Origin of the sequence: Streptomyces sp. NPDC101234 (genome assembly GCF_044767525.1) — a bacterium.
Classification (GTDB): Bacteria; Actinomycetota; Actinomycetes; order Streptomycetales; family Streptomycetaceae; genus Streptomyces; species Streptomyces sasae.
In genome coordinates this window covers 26,301-39,929 of the sequence record NZ_JBIWOA010000031.1, presented here as the reverse complement: position 1 = coordinate 39,929, position 13,629 = coordinate 26,301, and the positions used below count along the sequence as shown (strand labels likewise).

Annotated in this window: 11 protein-coding genes and 2 pseudogenes; 11 read left to right on the top strand and 2 right to left on the bottom strand. The window is 71.7% G+C overall.

Annotated elements, in window-relative coordinates:
* Positions 1–79: 79 nt before the first annotated feature.
* The 4 genes from aspA (at position 80) to ACIRR9_RS40995 (ending at position 5,384) form a co-directional block, all read left to right on the top strand.
* Positions 80–1,489, top strand: a complete 1,410-nt coding sequence (gene aspA, locus ACIRR9_RS41010) for an aspartate ammonia-lyase (protein WP_403763240.1) — start codon at positions 80–82, stop codon at positions 1,487–1,489.
* Between the two features lie 36 nt (positions 1,490–1,525).
* The gene (locus ACIRR9_RS41005; RefSeq protein ID WP_403763237.1) at positions 1,526–2,464 is read left to right on the top strand and encodes a glutaminase; all 939 of its coding nucleotides are present in this window, start codon (positions 1,526–1,528) and stop codon (positions 2,462–2,464) included.
* A gap of 182 nt (positions 2,465–2,646) precedes the next feature.
* Positions 2,647–4,041 carry a polyprenol phosphomannose-dependent alpha 1,6 mannosyltransferase MptB gene (mptB, locus tag ACIRR9_RS41000; protein ID WP_403254966.1) on the top strand — a complete coding sequence of 465 codons (1,395 nt, stop codon included), beginning with the start codon at positions 2,647–2,649 and terminating at the stop codon, positions 4,039–4,041.
* Complete coding sequence (locus ACIRR9_RS40995; protein WP_403763234.1) at positions 4,038–5,384, top strand: glycosyltransferase 87 family protein; 1,347 nt, start codon at positions 4,038–4,040, stop codon at positions 5,382–5,384. The genes mptB and ACIRR9_RS40995 overlap by 4 nt, the downstream gene beginning before the upstream one ends.
* Before the next feature lie 89 nt (positions 5,385–5,473).
* On the opposite strand, the pseudogene ACIRR9_RS40990 reads toward ACIRR9_RS40995, so the two are convergent.
* Both ACIRR9_RS40990 and rho read right to left on the bottom strand, forming a co-directional pair.
* Positions 5,474–6,319 (bottom strand): annotated as a pseudogene (locus tag ACIRR9_RS40990) (D-alanyl-D-alanine carboxypeptidase family protein); the annotation flags it as partial.
* 94 nt (positions 6,320–6,413) lie between these two features.
* Positions 6,414–7,562 carry a transcription termination factor Rho gene (gene rho / locus ACIRR9_RS40985; RefSeq protein WP_403763231.1) on the bottom strand — a complete coding sequence of 383 codons (1,149 nt, stop codon included), beginning with the start codon at positions 7,560–7,562 and terminating at the stop codon, positions 6,414–6,416.
* 375 nt (positions 7,563–7,937) lie between these two features.
* Here rho and ACIRR9_RS40980 point away from each other — a divergent pair, with 375 nt between their 5' ends.
* The 7 genes and pseudogenes from ACIRR9_RS40980 to ACIRR9_RS40950 all read left to right on the top strand — a co-directional run bounded on the left by ACIRR9_RS40980 (position 7,938) and on the right by ACIRR9_RS40950 (position 13,623).
* Positions 7,938–9,182: a cytochrome P450 gene (locus ACIRR9_RS40980; RefSeq protein WP_403763228.1), complete on the top strand. Its 1,245-nt coding sequence runs from the start codon at positions 7,938–7,940 to the stop codon at positions 9,180–9,182.
* Positions 9,183–9,306: 124 nt separating this feature from the next.
* Complete coding sequence (locus tag ACIRR9_RS40975) at positions 9,307–10,077, top strand: SDR family NAD(P)-dependent oxidoreductase (protein ID WP_365345735.1); 771 nt, start codon at positions 9,307–9,309, stop codon at positions 10,075–10,077.
* 6 nt (positions 10,078–10,083) lie between these two features.
* Entirely contained in the window at positions 10,084–10,524 is a 441-nt protein-coding gene (locus tag ACIRR9_RS40970; RefSeq protein ID WP_403763225.1) for a VOC family protein, read from the top strand.
* 13 nt (positions 10,525–10,537) lie between these two features.
* A complete protein-coding gene (locus ACIRR9_RS40965) occupies positions 10,538–12,055 on the top strand; it encodes an MFS transporter (protein ID WP_403763222.1) in 1,518 nt (505 codons plus the stop codon).
* Positions 12,056–12,253: 198 nt separating this feature from the next.
* The gene (locus tag ACIRR9_RS40960) at positions 12,254–12,397 is read left to right on the top strand and encodes a hypothetical protein (protein WP_403763219.1); all 144 of its coding nucleotides are present in this window, start codon (positions 12,254–12,256) and stop codon (positions 12,395–12,397) included.
* A 145-nt stretch (positions 12,398–12,542) separates the two neighbouring features.
* A pseudogene (locus tag ACIRR9_RS40955) lies at positions 12,543–13,427 on the top strand (alpha-hydroxy-acid oxidizing protein).
* 73 nt (positions 13,428–13,500) lie between these two features.
* Positions 13,501–13,623: a hypothetical protein gene (locus tag ACIRR9_RS40950; protein ID WP_403763216.1), complete on the top strand. Its 123-nt coding sequence runs from the start codon at positions 13,501–13,503 to the stop codon at positions 13,621–13,623.
* The last annotated feature ends 6 nt before the right edge of the window (positions 13,624–13,629 follow it).

The following is a 13,629-nucleotide window of genomic DNA, read 5'->3' as shown; positions in this document are numbered from 1 at the left end:
TGTGGCCGGTCGCGCAGTTCCCCGCGCCCCTTCGCGGCGCGTTCACCCTCACCTCCTTTGAAAGAGGAATCGTTCCTTCATGACTGTCGTCACCCGTAGCGAACACGATCTGCTCGGCGACCGTGACGTGCCCGTCGACGCGTACTGGGGTGTGCACACCCTGCGTGCCACGGAGAACTTCCCCATCACCGGCATGCCGATCTCCGCCTACCCGCATCTGATCGACGCCCTCGCCGCCGTCAAGGAGGCCGCCGCCCTCGCCAACGAGGAACTGGGGCTGCTGGCGCCCGCGAAGGCCGCCGCCGTCGTCGCCGCCTGCCGGGAGATCCGGGACGGCAAGCTGCACGACCAGTTCGTCGTCGACGTCATCCAGGGCGGCGCCGGCACCTCGACGAACATGAACGCCAACGAGGTCGTGGCGAACCGGGCGCTGGAGCTGCTCGGGCACGAGAAGGGGCAGTACCAGTACCTGCACCCCAACGAGGACGTCAACCTCGGGCAGTCCACCAACGACGTCTACCCGACCGCCGTCAAGATCGCGACCGTCTTCGCGGTGCGCGGGCTGCTCCGGGCGATGGCCGTGCTGCAGGACTCCTTCGGGCGCAAGGCCGTCGAGTTCCGTGACGTCCTGAAGATGGGCCGCACGCAGTTGCAGGACGCGGTGCCCATGACGCTCGGGCAGGAGTTCTCCACCTTCGCCGTCATGCTCGACGAGGACCGCAGCAGGCTCGCCGAGGCCGTCGAGCTGATCCACGAGATCAACCTCGGCGCCACCGCCATCGGCACCGGCCTCAACGCGCCCGCCGGATACGCCGAGTCGGCCCGCCGCCACCTCGCCGAGATCACCGGGCTGCCCCTGGTCACCGCCGCCAACCTGGTCGAGGCGACCCAGGACTGCGGGGCCTTCGTCCAGATGTCCGGCGTCCTCAAGCGGATCGCGGTCAAGCTGAGCAAGAGCTGCAACGACCTGCGGCTGCTGTCGTCCGGGCCGCGGGCCGGGCTCGGCGAGATCAACCTGCCGCCCGTGCAGGCCGGTTCCTCGATCATGCCCGGCAAGGTCAACCCGGTGATCCCCGAGGTCGTCAACCAGGTCGCCTTCGAGGTCATCGGCAACGACGTCGCCATCACCATGGCCGCCGAGGCCGGACAGCTCCAGCTCAACGCGTTCGAGCCGATCATCCTGCACTCCCTTTCGGAGAGCATCACGCACCTGCGGAACGCCTGCCTGACGCTGGCCGAGCGGTGCGTCGACGGCATCACCGCCAACGCCGACGTGCTGCGCGCCACCGTCGAGAACTCCATCGGCCTGGTCACCGCCCTCAACCCCTACATCGGGTACACGGCGGCCACCGACATCGCCAAGGAGGCCCTCGTCACCGGCCGCGGTGTGGCCGAACTCGTCCTGGAGAAGGGCCTGTTGCCCGCCGAACGGCTCGCGGCCCTGCTGCGCCCCGAGGTCGTCGCCGGCAGCGGTTCGCCCCTCGCCTGACCTGCGAGTACCCACCAGGACCGGCACGGAGGCACAATGGTGATCATGACAATGTCGTCGTCCCCCGCCTTCCTGCCGGTCCTGGAGCGCATCGCCGAGGAGACAGGCCGTACGCCGGGCCGCGGCCGCCCCGCCGACTACATCCCGGCCCTCGCCGCCTGCGATCCGCGCAGCTTCGGCATGGCGGTCGCCGAACTGGACGGCACGGTCTACGGCGTGGGGGAGTGGCGGCAGCCGTTCTCCACGCAGTCCATCACCAAGGTCTTCACCCTCGCCCTGGACCTCGCCCGCGAGGGCGACGAACTCTGGGAACACGTCGGCCGCGAACCCTCCGGCAACCCGTTCAACTCCCTGGTCCAGCTGGAGTACGAGCAGGGCATCCCGCGCAACCCCTTCATCAACGCCGGCGCCCTCGTCGTCACCGACCGCCTCCAGACCCGTACCGGGGACGCCGCCGGGGAACTGCTCTCCTTCCTGCGCGCCGAGAGCGGCAACGCCTCCCTGGACTTCGACAAGGAAGTGGCCGCGTCGGAGTCCCAGCACGGCGACCGCAACGCCGCCCTGGCCCACTTCATGGCCTCCTACGGCAACATCGACAACGACATCCCGGTCCTCCTCGACCAGTACTTCCGCCAGTGCTCGGTGGCCGCCTCCTGCGCCGACCTCGCCCTGGCGACCACGTTCCTGGCCCGCCACGGCATCCGCGCCGACGGCACCCGCCTGCTGACCAGAAGCCAGGCGAAGCAGGTCAACGCGGTGATGCTGACCTGCGGCACCTACGACGCGGCGGGCGACTTCGCGTACCGGGTGGGCCTGCCGGGGAAGAGCGGGGTCGGGGGCGGCATCATCGCCGTGGTACCGGGGCGGTGCGCGATCTGCGTGTGGAGCCCGGGTCTGGACGAACGGGGCAATTCGGTGGCGGGAGTTGCGGCGCTGGACCGCTTCACCACTCTGACAGGCCTGTCGGTGTTCTAGCGCCCCGAAGGGGCGCGGGGTTGTATCGATCTGCGGGTACCGCCGCGTGGGCGCGACCGGCCCCCACTCACCCGCACCCGACAACGTATCGACCCCCCACAGGTAACAACCAGGCCGCCCCCAGGAAAACGCCCCGTCGCTTTCCGGCCACCCACCATTGACACGCTGACCCAGTGTTGGCCATGGCTTTCCCCGTCGATCTACGCCGCTGCCAGGTTCTGGGACTGGCAGGCACCGCCTTCCTCGCGCTGGGAGGTGAGACCGCCGGCGCCCTACCCGTGGAGGATCTGCTCGCACCCAGCTCCGTACAGGCGGCGTTCGGCCTGGTCGGTGTCTACTTCGGCGTCGTACTGCTGATAGCGGCGTGGCTGCTGCTCGGCCGCCTCGTGCGCAGCGCCGCGCCGCCCACCCCGCGACAGCTGCTGCTGGTCCTCGCCGTCTGGGCGACCCCGCTGCTGCTCGCGCCGCCGCTGTTCAGCCGGGACGTATACAGCTACCTCGCCCAGGGCGCGATGGTGGACGCGCACATGGACGTCTACACGTCCGGCCCCGCGCAGCTCGGCGGCCCGCTGGCCGACGAGGTCGCGCCGGTGTGGCAGAACACCGCCGCACCGTACGGTCCCGCCTTCATGGGGATGGCCTCGCTGCTCTCCGGGCTGACCCGGGGCGAACTCCCGGCCGGGCTCTTCGGGATGCGCCTGGTCGCCCTGTTCGGCGTCGGCCTGATGGCGGCCGCGCTGCCCCGGCTCGCCCGGCACAGCGGCGCCGACCCGGCCGCCGCGCTCTGGCTCGGCGCCCTCAACCCGCTCGTGCTGCTGCACCTGGTCGCCGGCGCCCACAACGACGCGATCATGCTCGGACTGCTCGGCCTCGGCCTGGTCGCGGCGCTGGGCCGCTGGCCGATCCTCGGAGCCGTGCTCGTCACGCTCGCGGCCCTGGTGAAGGCGCCCGCCGCGCTGGGCCTGCTGGCCGTGATCGTCATGCAGACGCGCAAGGGCCGCAGCCCGGTGCGCGCCACTCTCATCACGGCGGCCGCGTCCGGGGCCACGACAGTGGTCGCGACCGCCGTCGCCGGGACCGGGTACGGGTGGATAAGAGCGCTCGACACGCCCGTCTCCCCGCACAACTGGGCGCTCAGCAGTCTGCTCGGCCGGGCCACCGGCGCGCTGCTCGAACACCTCGGCAGTGGTCTGGCGCCGCTGGCCGTCCCGGCCTGGCACCTGCTCGGGCTCGCGCTGACCGCCGTGACCGTGCTGCTGATATGGGTCCGGCTGCGGCCCCGCCCGGTCTACGCCCTGGGGCTGAGCCTGGCCGCGGTGGCCGCGTTCGGCCCGGCGATCCGGCCCTGGTACGCGATCTGGGGCCTGTTCCTGATAGCGGCCGCCGCACCCAGCACCTCGGTACGGCACCGGGTGGCCGCCGTCACCGGGGTACTCGCCCTCGCCGTGCTGCCCAGCGGCGGACCCGCCGACGTCGGCCAGCTGGTCCTCGCCGTCTCCGGCGGGGTGCTCGGGGTGGTCGTGCTCTGGCAGGCCCACCAGGCCGCGCAGGCCCCGGCCGTGGGACGTACGGCATGAGAGGACCGCGTACCGACCGGGGGAGGCTGCTGCTCGTCCTGGTCCTCGTCGCCGCCGTGACCGTGTTCACGGCCACCGTGCCGCTGCTGCGCGACTGGTTCGACCTGCGCGTGTACTACGGCACCGTGCACACCTGGGTGCACCACGGCGGGCGGATCTACGACTACCGGGTGCCCGGGACGATGTACGGGTTCACCTATCCGCCGTTCGCCGCTCTCGGCATGCTGCCCATGGCGCTGGTGGGGCTGCACCTGGCCATCGCCGTCTCGCTGGTGCTGAACCTGGCCGCGCTGGCCTTCGTGCTGCGGATCCTGGCCGGGCCGGGCTGGCGGCGGTGGGGCTGGTACCGCTGGGCCCTGACCCTGTGCGCGCTGGCGCTGTTCGAGCCCTTGCGGGACACCTTCAGCTTCGGCCAGGTGAACGTGATACTGCTCGCGCTGGTGCTGGTGGACTGCTGTCTGCTGCGCAGCGGGCGGGGCCGCTGGGCGGGGGTCGGCATCGGGCTGGCCGCCGCGGTCAAGCTCACGCCCGCGCTGTTCATCGGCATGCTGCTGCTCGCCCGTAGGTGGCGGGCGGCGGCGACGGCCACGGCGGTGGCGCTCGCCGCCACCGGTCTCGCCGCCTGGGCCGACCCGAAGGCGTCCCGCTTCTACTGGACGCAGGCGCTCTGGGACACCAGCAGGGTCGGCCGGCTCGACTATGTGTCGAACCAGTCGCTGCAGGGTGTACTGGCCCGGCTCGGGCATCCGGACAAGCCGCTGTGGGCGGCGGCGGTGCTGCTCACCCTCGCCGTGTGGGCGTGGCGGACCCGCAAGGCCGTGGCGGCCGGGGACTGGACGGCCGCGTTCGCGCTCACCGGTCTCGCCGCCTGCCTGGTCAGTCCGATCACCTGGGTGCACCATCTGGTGTGGGTGCTGCCGTCGTTCGCGATCCTGGCCCGCGCGGGGTACCCGCGGATCGCGGGCGCCCTCTACGCGGTCATGTGCACCAGTGTGGTGTGGCTCTGGTTCGACGACGCGTCCGGCATCGACGGGTTCCTCGGCAGCAACCTCTACACCTGGATCACGCTGGGCCTGCTGCTCCGGCTGCCGACCGGTCAGTCCCGCGGGGACCTGTCGGAGCGGTCGCCCTTGAGCCGCATCGCGAGAGCCACCGCCCCCGCGCCGAGACCCGCGAAGGCCGCGGCGATGGCGCTGTCGGACCAGCCGGAGTCGTCCTCGGGCGCGGTGGCCGCCGCCATCGGCGCGGTGCTCGGTCCCGGCCGGGGGGCGGGCCGCAGAGCGTCCAGCGAACCCACCGGATCCACCCGCCCGGCCGCGCCGAAGCCCCAGTCGAGCAGCTGACGGGCCTCGTCGTACACGCCGCCGTCCTGGGGGTTCATCACCGTCACGACGAGGGTGCGCCCGCCCCGCCGGGCGGCGGCGACGAGGGTGTTGCCGGCGTTGCTGGTGTAGCCGTTCTTGATCCCGATCAGGCCGGGGTAGCGCGGCACACCGTCCTCGCCGGTCAGCAGCCGGTTGGTGTTCTCGATGCCGAACGACGTGACGTCGTCGGCGGGGAAGCGGGCCGACGCGGTGGAGCAGTACCGGGCGAAGTCACGGTTGTGCAGCCCGGCCCGGCCGAACACCGCCAGGTCGAACGCCGAGGAGACCTGCCCCGGTGCGTCGTAGCCGTCGGGGGACTCGACATGGGTGTCGAGGGCGCCCAGGGAGCGGGCCTCGGCCTGCATCCGGGTGACGGTGCGGTCCCAGCCCCCGTTGAGGGCGGCCAGGACGTGCACGGCGTCGTTGCCGGAGCTCAGGAAGACCCCGCGCCACAGGTCGGACACCCGGTAGGTGTGCCCCTCCTCGACACCGACCAGGCTGCTGCCCTCGGCGACGTCCGCCAACTCCGCTGCCTTCACCCGGTGTTCCATACCGGCCGGCAGGACGGGCAGCACGGTGAGCGCGAACAGGGTCTTGAGCGTGCTGGCAGGGGGCAGCCTGAGGTGCGCCTGAGCCGCCGCCAGCACCTGGCCGCTGTCCGCGTCGGCGACCAGCCAGGACAGCGCGGAGACGTCCGGTACCGCGGGTGCGCCGAGGTGCGGACGCACCTGGGTGCCGGAGTGGTACAGCAGCGACGGCCCCGGCACCACCGCCCTCGGGGGCGGAGCCGGATCCAGCGCCCCCGTGGTGGCGGCGGCCGTACCGGGCGTCAGCGCCAGCAGGCCCGCCAGACAGAGGGAGCAGGCCGACACCGCCACTCGACGAGGGAAGCGGTCAGAGAATCCGAACGTCATATGATCAACGTAGGAACGGGGGCGGTGTACGGCGCGCTGCCCGGGCCGGTAGGACTACGTGAGCAACCCGGATGCCGCACGCACGGCCCGGGCGTCAGCCCGCCGGCAGAGTCGGCTGGACGCGCCGCAGGAAGGTGGCGTTGTCCGGCGTCTCGCGCATCCGCTGCAGCAGCGTGTCCAGACCGCCAGGGGCGCCCTCCCGGCTCTGCAGGGCCCGGCGCAGTCCGCGTACGGCGGTCAACTCGGCCGGAGTGAGCAGGAGTTCCTCACGGCGGGTGCCGGAGGGGGCGATGTCCAGGGCGGGGAAGACCCGCCGGGAGGCCAGCTCGCGGTCCAGCCGCAGCTCCATGTTGCCGGTGCTCTTCAGCTCCTCGAAGAAGTAGCCGTCGGCCCGGGAGCCGGTGTCCACCAAAGCGGTGGCCAGGATGGTGAGCGAGCCGCCCTCCTCGGCCTTGCGGGCGGCGCCGAAGAACCGCTTGGGGCCGAGCAGCGCACCGGCGTCGACACCGCCGCTGAGGGTACGGCCGTTGGAGGCGGCCGCGTTGTTGTGGGCCCGGCACAGCCGGGTCAGGGAGTCCAGGAGGATGACGACGTCCTGGCCGTCCTCGACGAGCCGCTTGGCGCGCTCGACGACGAGTTCGGCCAGCGCGATGTGCTCCTTGGCGGGCCGGTCGAAGGTGGAGGCGTACACCTCGCCCTGCACGGAGCGCCGCATGTCGGTGACTTCCTCGGGGCGCTCGTCGAGCAGCAGCACCATCAGCCGGCACTCCGGGTGGTTGCCGGCGACGGCGGCCGCGAGCTGCTGGAGCAGCACGGTCTTGCCGGTCTTCGGTGGGGCCACGATCAGCCCGCGCTGCCCCTTGCCGACCGGCGCGAACAGGTCCGCGACCCGTCCGGCGAGACCGGAGGCCGGGTGTTCGAGGCGGATCCGCTCGTGCGGGTGCAGCGGGGTCAGGTCGCGGAAGTGACGGCGGCCGCGCAGCTCTTCGGGCGTACGGCCGTTGACACGCGTGACCTCGGTCAGCGCGCGCTGGTCGCCCCGGACGCCCTCGACGAGGTCGCCCTTGCGCAGGCCGTGACGGCGGATCAGCGCGGGCGAGACCTGGGGGTCGGCGGGGGAGGACAGGCAGCTCGGGGCCCGCAGCTGCCCCTTCCCGCCCGCGTCGATGTCGAGGACACCGGCGACGGGCCGGGGGGCGTTCCGGGCCTGCTGCTGTACGGGGGGTTCGAGTGTGGTGGTCATGAGAGGTGGTCCTTTCGCGGACGGAAGACATGAAGGAAGGGGGGAGTGGGCCGCGAGCGGGAGGGCGAATGCGCATGCCTCCGTGCGGCGGGAACGACACCTCGGGAGCCGTTGTCCGACGGCGGAAAAGTCCTGGTCGCGAGGTGGAGCTGAGAAGCCGGCGGGCCGGTCGGCAGGCGACGGGCGGTACGGCTGAAAGGAGTGGAACCGGCACTCGGCGCCCGACAGGGGCGGTCACAGGTGCTGATCGCACTATACCCAGGGTTCCGTGCCGGTCAACATGGCACCGGTCACGGATATTCCCGACCCTCGGCCCAGCGGCTCAGGTGCGCCTAGGATCTGCGATGCCCGCGTCGTACGGCTGTCGAGGAGCCCATGGTGGAGACCCCGCCCCTGCCGCACCGTCCGGTCCCCGCCGGCGGCTGCCCGCACGCCGAGAACGCCGGGCTGCTGGCGCGCGGTGCCGTGGCGCCGGTCGTGCTGCCGGGCGGCATCGAGGGCATGGCGGTGCTCGGGCACGAGGCGCTCAAGGAGTTCCTCCAGCTGCCCGAAGCCGCCAAGAACGCACGGCACTTCACCGCACTGAGCGAGGGCCGGATCCCCGTGGGGTGGCCACTGCTGACCTTCGCCACCGTGCGGGGCATGACCACCGCGGACGGGGACGACCACCGCAGACTGCGCGGACTGGTCAGCCGGGCGTTCACACCCCGGCGGGTGGCCGAACTTCGCCCTTGGATAGAGGAGTTGACCGACGCGCTCCTCGACGATCTGGAGCGGGCCGCCGTCGAGGGCGGTGGGGTCGCCGATCTGCGGCGGCACTTCGCGCTGCCGCTGCCCATGGAGGTGATCTGCGAACTCCTGGGCGTGGACGCCGAGTTCCGGCACCGGCTGCACCATCTGTCCAGCCAGGTCGTGGCCACCGACACCGAACCCGGCGCCGCCGTCGCCGCCAACCGGGAGCTGGTCGCCGTACTCGCCGCCGTCGCCGCGGCCCGCGCCGAGCGGCCCGGCGACGACCTCACCAGCGCCCTGATCGCCGCCCGGGACGAGGACGGGGACCGGCTCGGGCAGGAGGAGCTCATCGGCACCCTGGTGCTGATGATCATCGCAGGGCACGAGACCACGCTCAACCTCGTCACCAACGCGGTCCGCGCCCTGTGCGGCCACCGCGACCAGCTCGCACTCGTCCGGAAGGGGGAGGCGGACTGGGCGGACGTGGTGGAGGAGACCCTGCGCTGGGACGCCCCGGTCAGCTGCTTCCCGTTCCGGTACCCCGTGCGGGACCTGACCGTCGACGGCACGGTGATCCCCGCGGGCACCCCGGTCCTGGCCGGCTACTCCGCCGCCGGCCGTGACCCGGCCGCGCACGGCCCGGACGCCGGCCGGTTCGACGTCACCCGGCCCGCCCGCCCCGACGCCGTACGCCATCTCTCTCTCGGCCACGGCGCCCACTACTGCCTGGGCGCCCCGCTGGCCCGGCTGGAGGCCACGGTCGCCCTGGAGAGGCTCTTTCACCGCTTCCCCGCCCTGGACCTCGCCGTGCCCGAGGACCGCCTCGCCCCGCTCGCCGGGTTCGTCGGCAACAGCGTCCAGGCCCTCCCGGTGCGGCTGAGCACCTGAGGCGCATACCAGCCATACGAACCCCCGATGCCCTTTCCCCGATGCCTTTCTTGTTCTGGGCAAAGGCCGTACCTACGCTGCCAGGACCGCACTCGGGCGGCATGGGACAAGGGGCTTCGCAATCATGGGTCGATTGGCCGGAAAAATCGCTTTCATCAGTGGAACGGGGGCCGGAATCGGCCGGGCCGCGGCACAGGTGTTCGCGGCCGAGGGCGCCACCGTATTCGGCTGCGACATCGACGAGGAGAGCGCGGCGGAAACCGTGGAACTCGTCGAGAAGGCCGGCGGCGTCATGCGTTCGCTGGCCCCGGTCGACCTTTCCACCGAGGCCGGGGCCCGGGAATGGATCGAGGCCGGGATCGACGCATTCGGCGGGATCGACATCCTCTACAACAACGCCTCCGCGCTGCGGAACGGCCCCTTCGAGACGATGCCGGCGGCCGACTGGTACTTCACCATCAAGAACGAGCTGGACATCCCCTACTTCTGCACCCAGGCCGCCTGGCCGCACCTGATCGCGCGCGGCGGCGGCGCCGTCCTGAACGTCGCCTCCGTGGCCGCCGAGCGCGGGGCGCTGTTCATGCCGATGGTGCCGCACGGCGCCGCCAAGGGCGGGGTCCTCGCGATGACCAAGCACCTGTGCGCGGCCGGCGCCCCGCACCACATCCGCGTCAACAGCATCGCCCCCGGCATGACCCGGACCTCCGCCACCGCCCCCTTCCTCGACGACCCGGACGGACCGAAAGCCCAGCTGGAGGCACGGATCCCGGTCGGCCGGGTCGGGCAGCCGGAGGACATCGCGCGCGCCGCGGCCTTCCTCTGCTCCGACGAGGCGGCCTTCGTCAACGGCGCCAACCTCATGGTCGACGGCGGCGACAGCGCGATGGCGGGCTGAGCGCGCATGCACGCACGACTCGACCACGTGGGCCTGAACGTACGCGACCTGCCCGCCCAACTCGCCTGGTACCGGACGGTCTTCGGACTGGAGACCGTCTTCGAGTTCCATCTCGACGGCCCCGGACTGACCGGTGTCGTCCTGGAACACCCGCACGGCTGGCGCATCGAACTGCTCGCCAGGCCCGGGTCGGCACCCGGCCTCAGGGCACCCGACCCGATGACCGCCGTCCTCACCGAGGGCTACGGGCACTTCGCGGTCACCACCCCCGAACTCGACCCCGTCTACACCGCGTTGAGGACCCATGGAGCGAGCGAGGTGCTCGCCCCCGGTCCGTCCCCCGAACCGGGGGTGCGGATGGCCTGGGTCAAGGACCCGGAGGGAAATCTCATCGAACTCATAGAACGCGGCGAAACCGAAGAGCGCGGCACCACTGATAACCCCTGAGACGGAGTACGGAATGACCAACGCCGTGAAGAAGCTGGACGCGGGCACGCTCATAGCCTGTTGTCTGGCGGTTGCCGCCGCGCAGCTCTGCATTACCGTCCCCTCGCCCATCAACGGGGAAATCCAGGCCGCATTCGGGGCATCCGGATCCCAAGTCGCCTGGGTCACCTCCGCGTTCATCCTCCCCACCGCGATCCTGGAACTGAATTTCGGTGTGCTGGGCGACCTGTTCGGCCGTAAGCGGCTGCTGGTACTCGGCGGATTCGTGCTGGCGCTCGGTGAACTCCTCAACGCCACCTCCCAGAACATCACCATGCTCTGGATCGGCCAGGCCCTCGCCGGTGTCGGCGCCGCCGCCCTGTTCCCGAGCTCACTCGCCGTGATCGCGGCCGCGACGCCCGACGAGAAGGACCGCGCCAAGGCGGTCTCGACCTGGGCGCTGAGCATCTCCCTCGCCTCCGCCGTCGGTCCGCTGTCCTCCGGCGTCCTGGCCACCGTCGCCGACTTCCGCTGGGCGTTCGTCCCGCCGGTCGTCCTCGGCATCGCGGTCGGCATCGCCGGCTGGGCGCTGGTCACCGACTCCAGGGCGCCCGAGGGCCGTGCCCTGGACTGGCCCGGCCAGATCACCGTCGCCGTCGGCCTCACCGCCCTGCTGTGGGGCATCATCGAGGGCGGCGACCGCGGCTGGAGCAGCCCGTCGATCGTCCTCGCGCTGGTCCTGGCCGCGGTGGCCCTGGCCGGGTTCGTGTTCGCCGAGAAGCGCGCCGTGTCCCCGATGTTCAACCTGGACCTGCTGAGGATCCCGTCGTTCGCGGCGGCCGCAGTGGTCGCCCTGACCGGTATGTTCGGCTTCATCGGCACGGCCTACGTCGTCTCCATCCGGCTCGGCGCGGTGATGCACCTCAGCGCCCTGCGCGCCGGTATGCCCTTCGTGATCCTCCAGCTGATCCCGCTGCTGCTCGCCCCGGTGCTGAGCAGGATGCTGACCCGCGTCGAGCCGCGCTGGCTGCTGATGGGCGGCCTGCTGCCGATGGCGGCCGGCCAGTTCTGGATCGCCGCGCTGCCGATCACCACCACCTCCCTCGCCGCCTTCATCGGCCCGGTGCTGCTGCTCGGCGTCGGCTTCATCTGCGTGGTCTCCTCGCTGACGTCGGCCGCCGTGAACGCGGTGCCGATCGAGATGACCGGCATGGCGAGCGGCGCGACCAGCCTGGTCCGCGAGTTCGGTCAGGGCCTCGGCCCGGCCGTGATCAGCACGGTCGCCATGAGCGCGGCGTCCTCCGCACTGGCCGGGAAGCTGAGCGGCGCCGACGCCGGCATGGAGGCGGCGGCCGGTCCCCTGGCGGTGGTCAACGCGGGCAGCGACAGCGCCAGGGCCGCCGCGCAGGACGCCCTCGCCCACGGCATGTCCCTGGGCGTGGTGATCTGCGGCTGCGCCTCGCTGCTCGGCGCCGTGGTCACCCTCCTCCTGGTCCGCAGGAACACCGCCCGGGTGACCGCGGGGGCGCCGGTGCAGACCGTGTCAGCCTGATCCCGTACCCACCGAGAAGAAGGCCGGGGCCGCTGCCCCGGCCTTCCGGCGTCCGCCGCGCAGCTGCCTTCCTGGGTGCCGCCCCCAGCCGGCACGACCTGCTCGTGCCGCCTCACCCGATCGGCCCAACAGCGTGTTCCGACGGCCGACCGCGACCTGAGACCGGCAGAGGGCCGCGGGAGGAAGAGGCGAACAGCCATGCCCGGTAATTTCGGTGACTTCCAGATCGGCGTCCACCTCGATGCGGTGAAGGGCGTCAACTCGCGCTACCCGTTCGACTCCGCGTCGATCGAGCGGAAGGCGGCGGAGGCGCTTCCGGAATGGGTGTACCGCTATGTCTAGGCGGCCGCGGGGGACGGGCGGACCCGGCGCGCGAACATCGACGCCTACGCACGCTACGGAATCGTTCCGCGGATGATGGTCAGCCCGCCGGACCGCGACCTGTCGACGACGCTGTTTCGGCAGGCGTCTCGACTCGCCGCTCTTCCTGTGTCCCACCGGCCTGGTCGGCCTGTGCGCCCCCGACTTCCAGGGCGACGTGGCCGCGGCCCGGGCCTCGGCCGCCACCGGCGTCCCGTTCACCCTGTCGACGTTCGCCCAGGCTCCGATGGAGCAGGTCATCGAGCACACCGCAGACACACCGGCCTTCTTCCAGCTGTACCTGCCCGGGGACCGGGAACTGGCCGCGAGCCTCATCCACCGCGCGGAGGCCGCCGGTTACTCCGGGCTTGTGCTGACCGTGGACTCCTGGGCCCTGGGCTAGAGGCCGGCCGATCCGCAACTGGGAAACTTCCCGCAGTTCCGGGGTTTCCGCATGGAGAACTACTACTCCGACGGGAACTTCACCAAGCATCCGGCCAAGCCGCCCCGCGAGGACCAGGACGCCGCCCTGCGGCACTACGCGAAGATCTTCCAGCATCCGCTGTCCTGGGACGATCTGCGCTGGGTCCGGGCGCAGACGAAACTTCCGGTCGCGGTCAAGGGCATCCAGCACCCGGACGACGCCCGGATGGCGATCGACCACGGCGCCGACGTCCTGTACTGCACCAACCAGGGTGGCCGCCAGGCGAACTCGGGGATCTCCACGCTCGAACTCCTGCCCGGCATCGTGGCGGCGGCGGGCTCGACGCCGGTCATGTTCGACGGCGGTGTGCGGGATGCGACGGACGCGGTCATCGCACTGGCACGCGGCGCGACGGCCGTCGGCATCGGCAGGCCCTACGCCTACGCCCTGTCCTACGGCGGCGCCGAGAGCCTGACCCACGTCCTGAGGTCCTTCCTGGCCGAGCTCGACCTGTGCCTGGCGATCTGCGGCTTCAAGGACATCGCCGAACTCAGGGACGCCGGCTGCGAACCGGCGACCAGAACCTGAGCAGGGCGGGGACGAGCCGTGAAGACAGGCCGGTCGAGTACCGCACCCTGCGGTCCCGGAGACCCTCCTGAGCATGGGCATGGCCGATGTACCGGCGGTCGACGGCGACGGCTACCTGGATGCCCCGGTCCACCCCGGCCTCGGCCACCGCATCGACCGCGACGCGATCGAAGATCTCACCGTGAACGTGTACTGACGTAAC

Bases quoted from the DNA above. Each gene is read 5' to 3' on its own strand.
- rho (WP_403763231.1), bottom strand. From the start codon at position 7,562: ATGACCACCACACTCGAACCCCCCGTACAGCAGCAGGCCCGGAACGCC.
- ACIRR9_RS40975 (WP_365345735.1), top strand. From the start codon at position 9,307: ATGGGTCGATTGGCCGGAAAAATCGCTTTCATCAGTGGAACGGGGGCC.
- ACIRR9_RS40970 (WP_403763225.1), top strand. From the start codon at position 10,084: ATGCACGCACGACTCGACCACGTGGGCCTGAACGTACGCGACCTGCCC.
- ACIRR9_RS41005 (WP_403763237.1), top strand. From the start codon at position 1,526: ATGGTGATCATGACAATGTCGTCGTCCCCCGCCTTCCTGCCGGTCCTG.
- aspA (WP_403763240.1), top strand. From the start codon at position 80: ATGACTGTCGTCACCCGTAGCGAACACGATCTGCTCGGCGACCGTGAC.
- mptB (WP_403254966.1), top strand. From the start codon at position 2,647: ATGGCTTTCCCCGTCGATCTACGCCGCTGCCAGGTTCTGGGACTGGCA.
- ACIRR9_RS40995 (WP_403763234.1), top strand. From the start codon at position 4,038: ATGAGAGGACCGCGTACCGACCGGGGGAGGCTGCTGCTCGTCCTGGTC.
- ACIRR9_RS40950 (WP_403763216.1), top strand. From the start codon at position 13,501: ATGGGCATGGCCGATGTACCGGCGGTCGACGGCGACGGCTACCTGGAT.
- ACIRR9_RS40965 (WP_403763222.1), top strand. From the start codon at position 10,538: ATGACCAACGCCGTGAAGAAGCTGGACGCGGGCACGCTCATAGCCTGT.
- ACIRR9_RS40980 (WP_403763228.1), top strand. From the start codon at position 7,938: ATGGTGGAGACCCCGCCCCTGCCGCACCGTCCGGTCCCCGCCGGCGGC.
- ACIRR9_RS40960 (WP_403763219.1), top strand. From the start codon at position 12,254: ATGCCCGGTAATTTCGGTGACTTCCAGATCGGCGTCCACCTCGATGCG.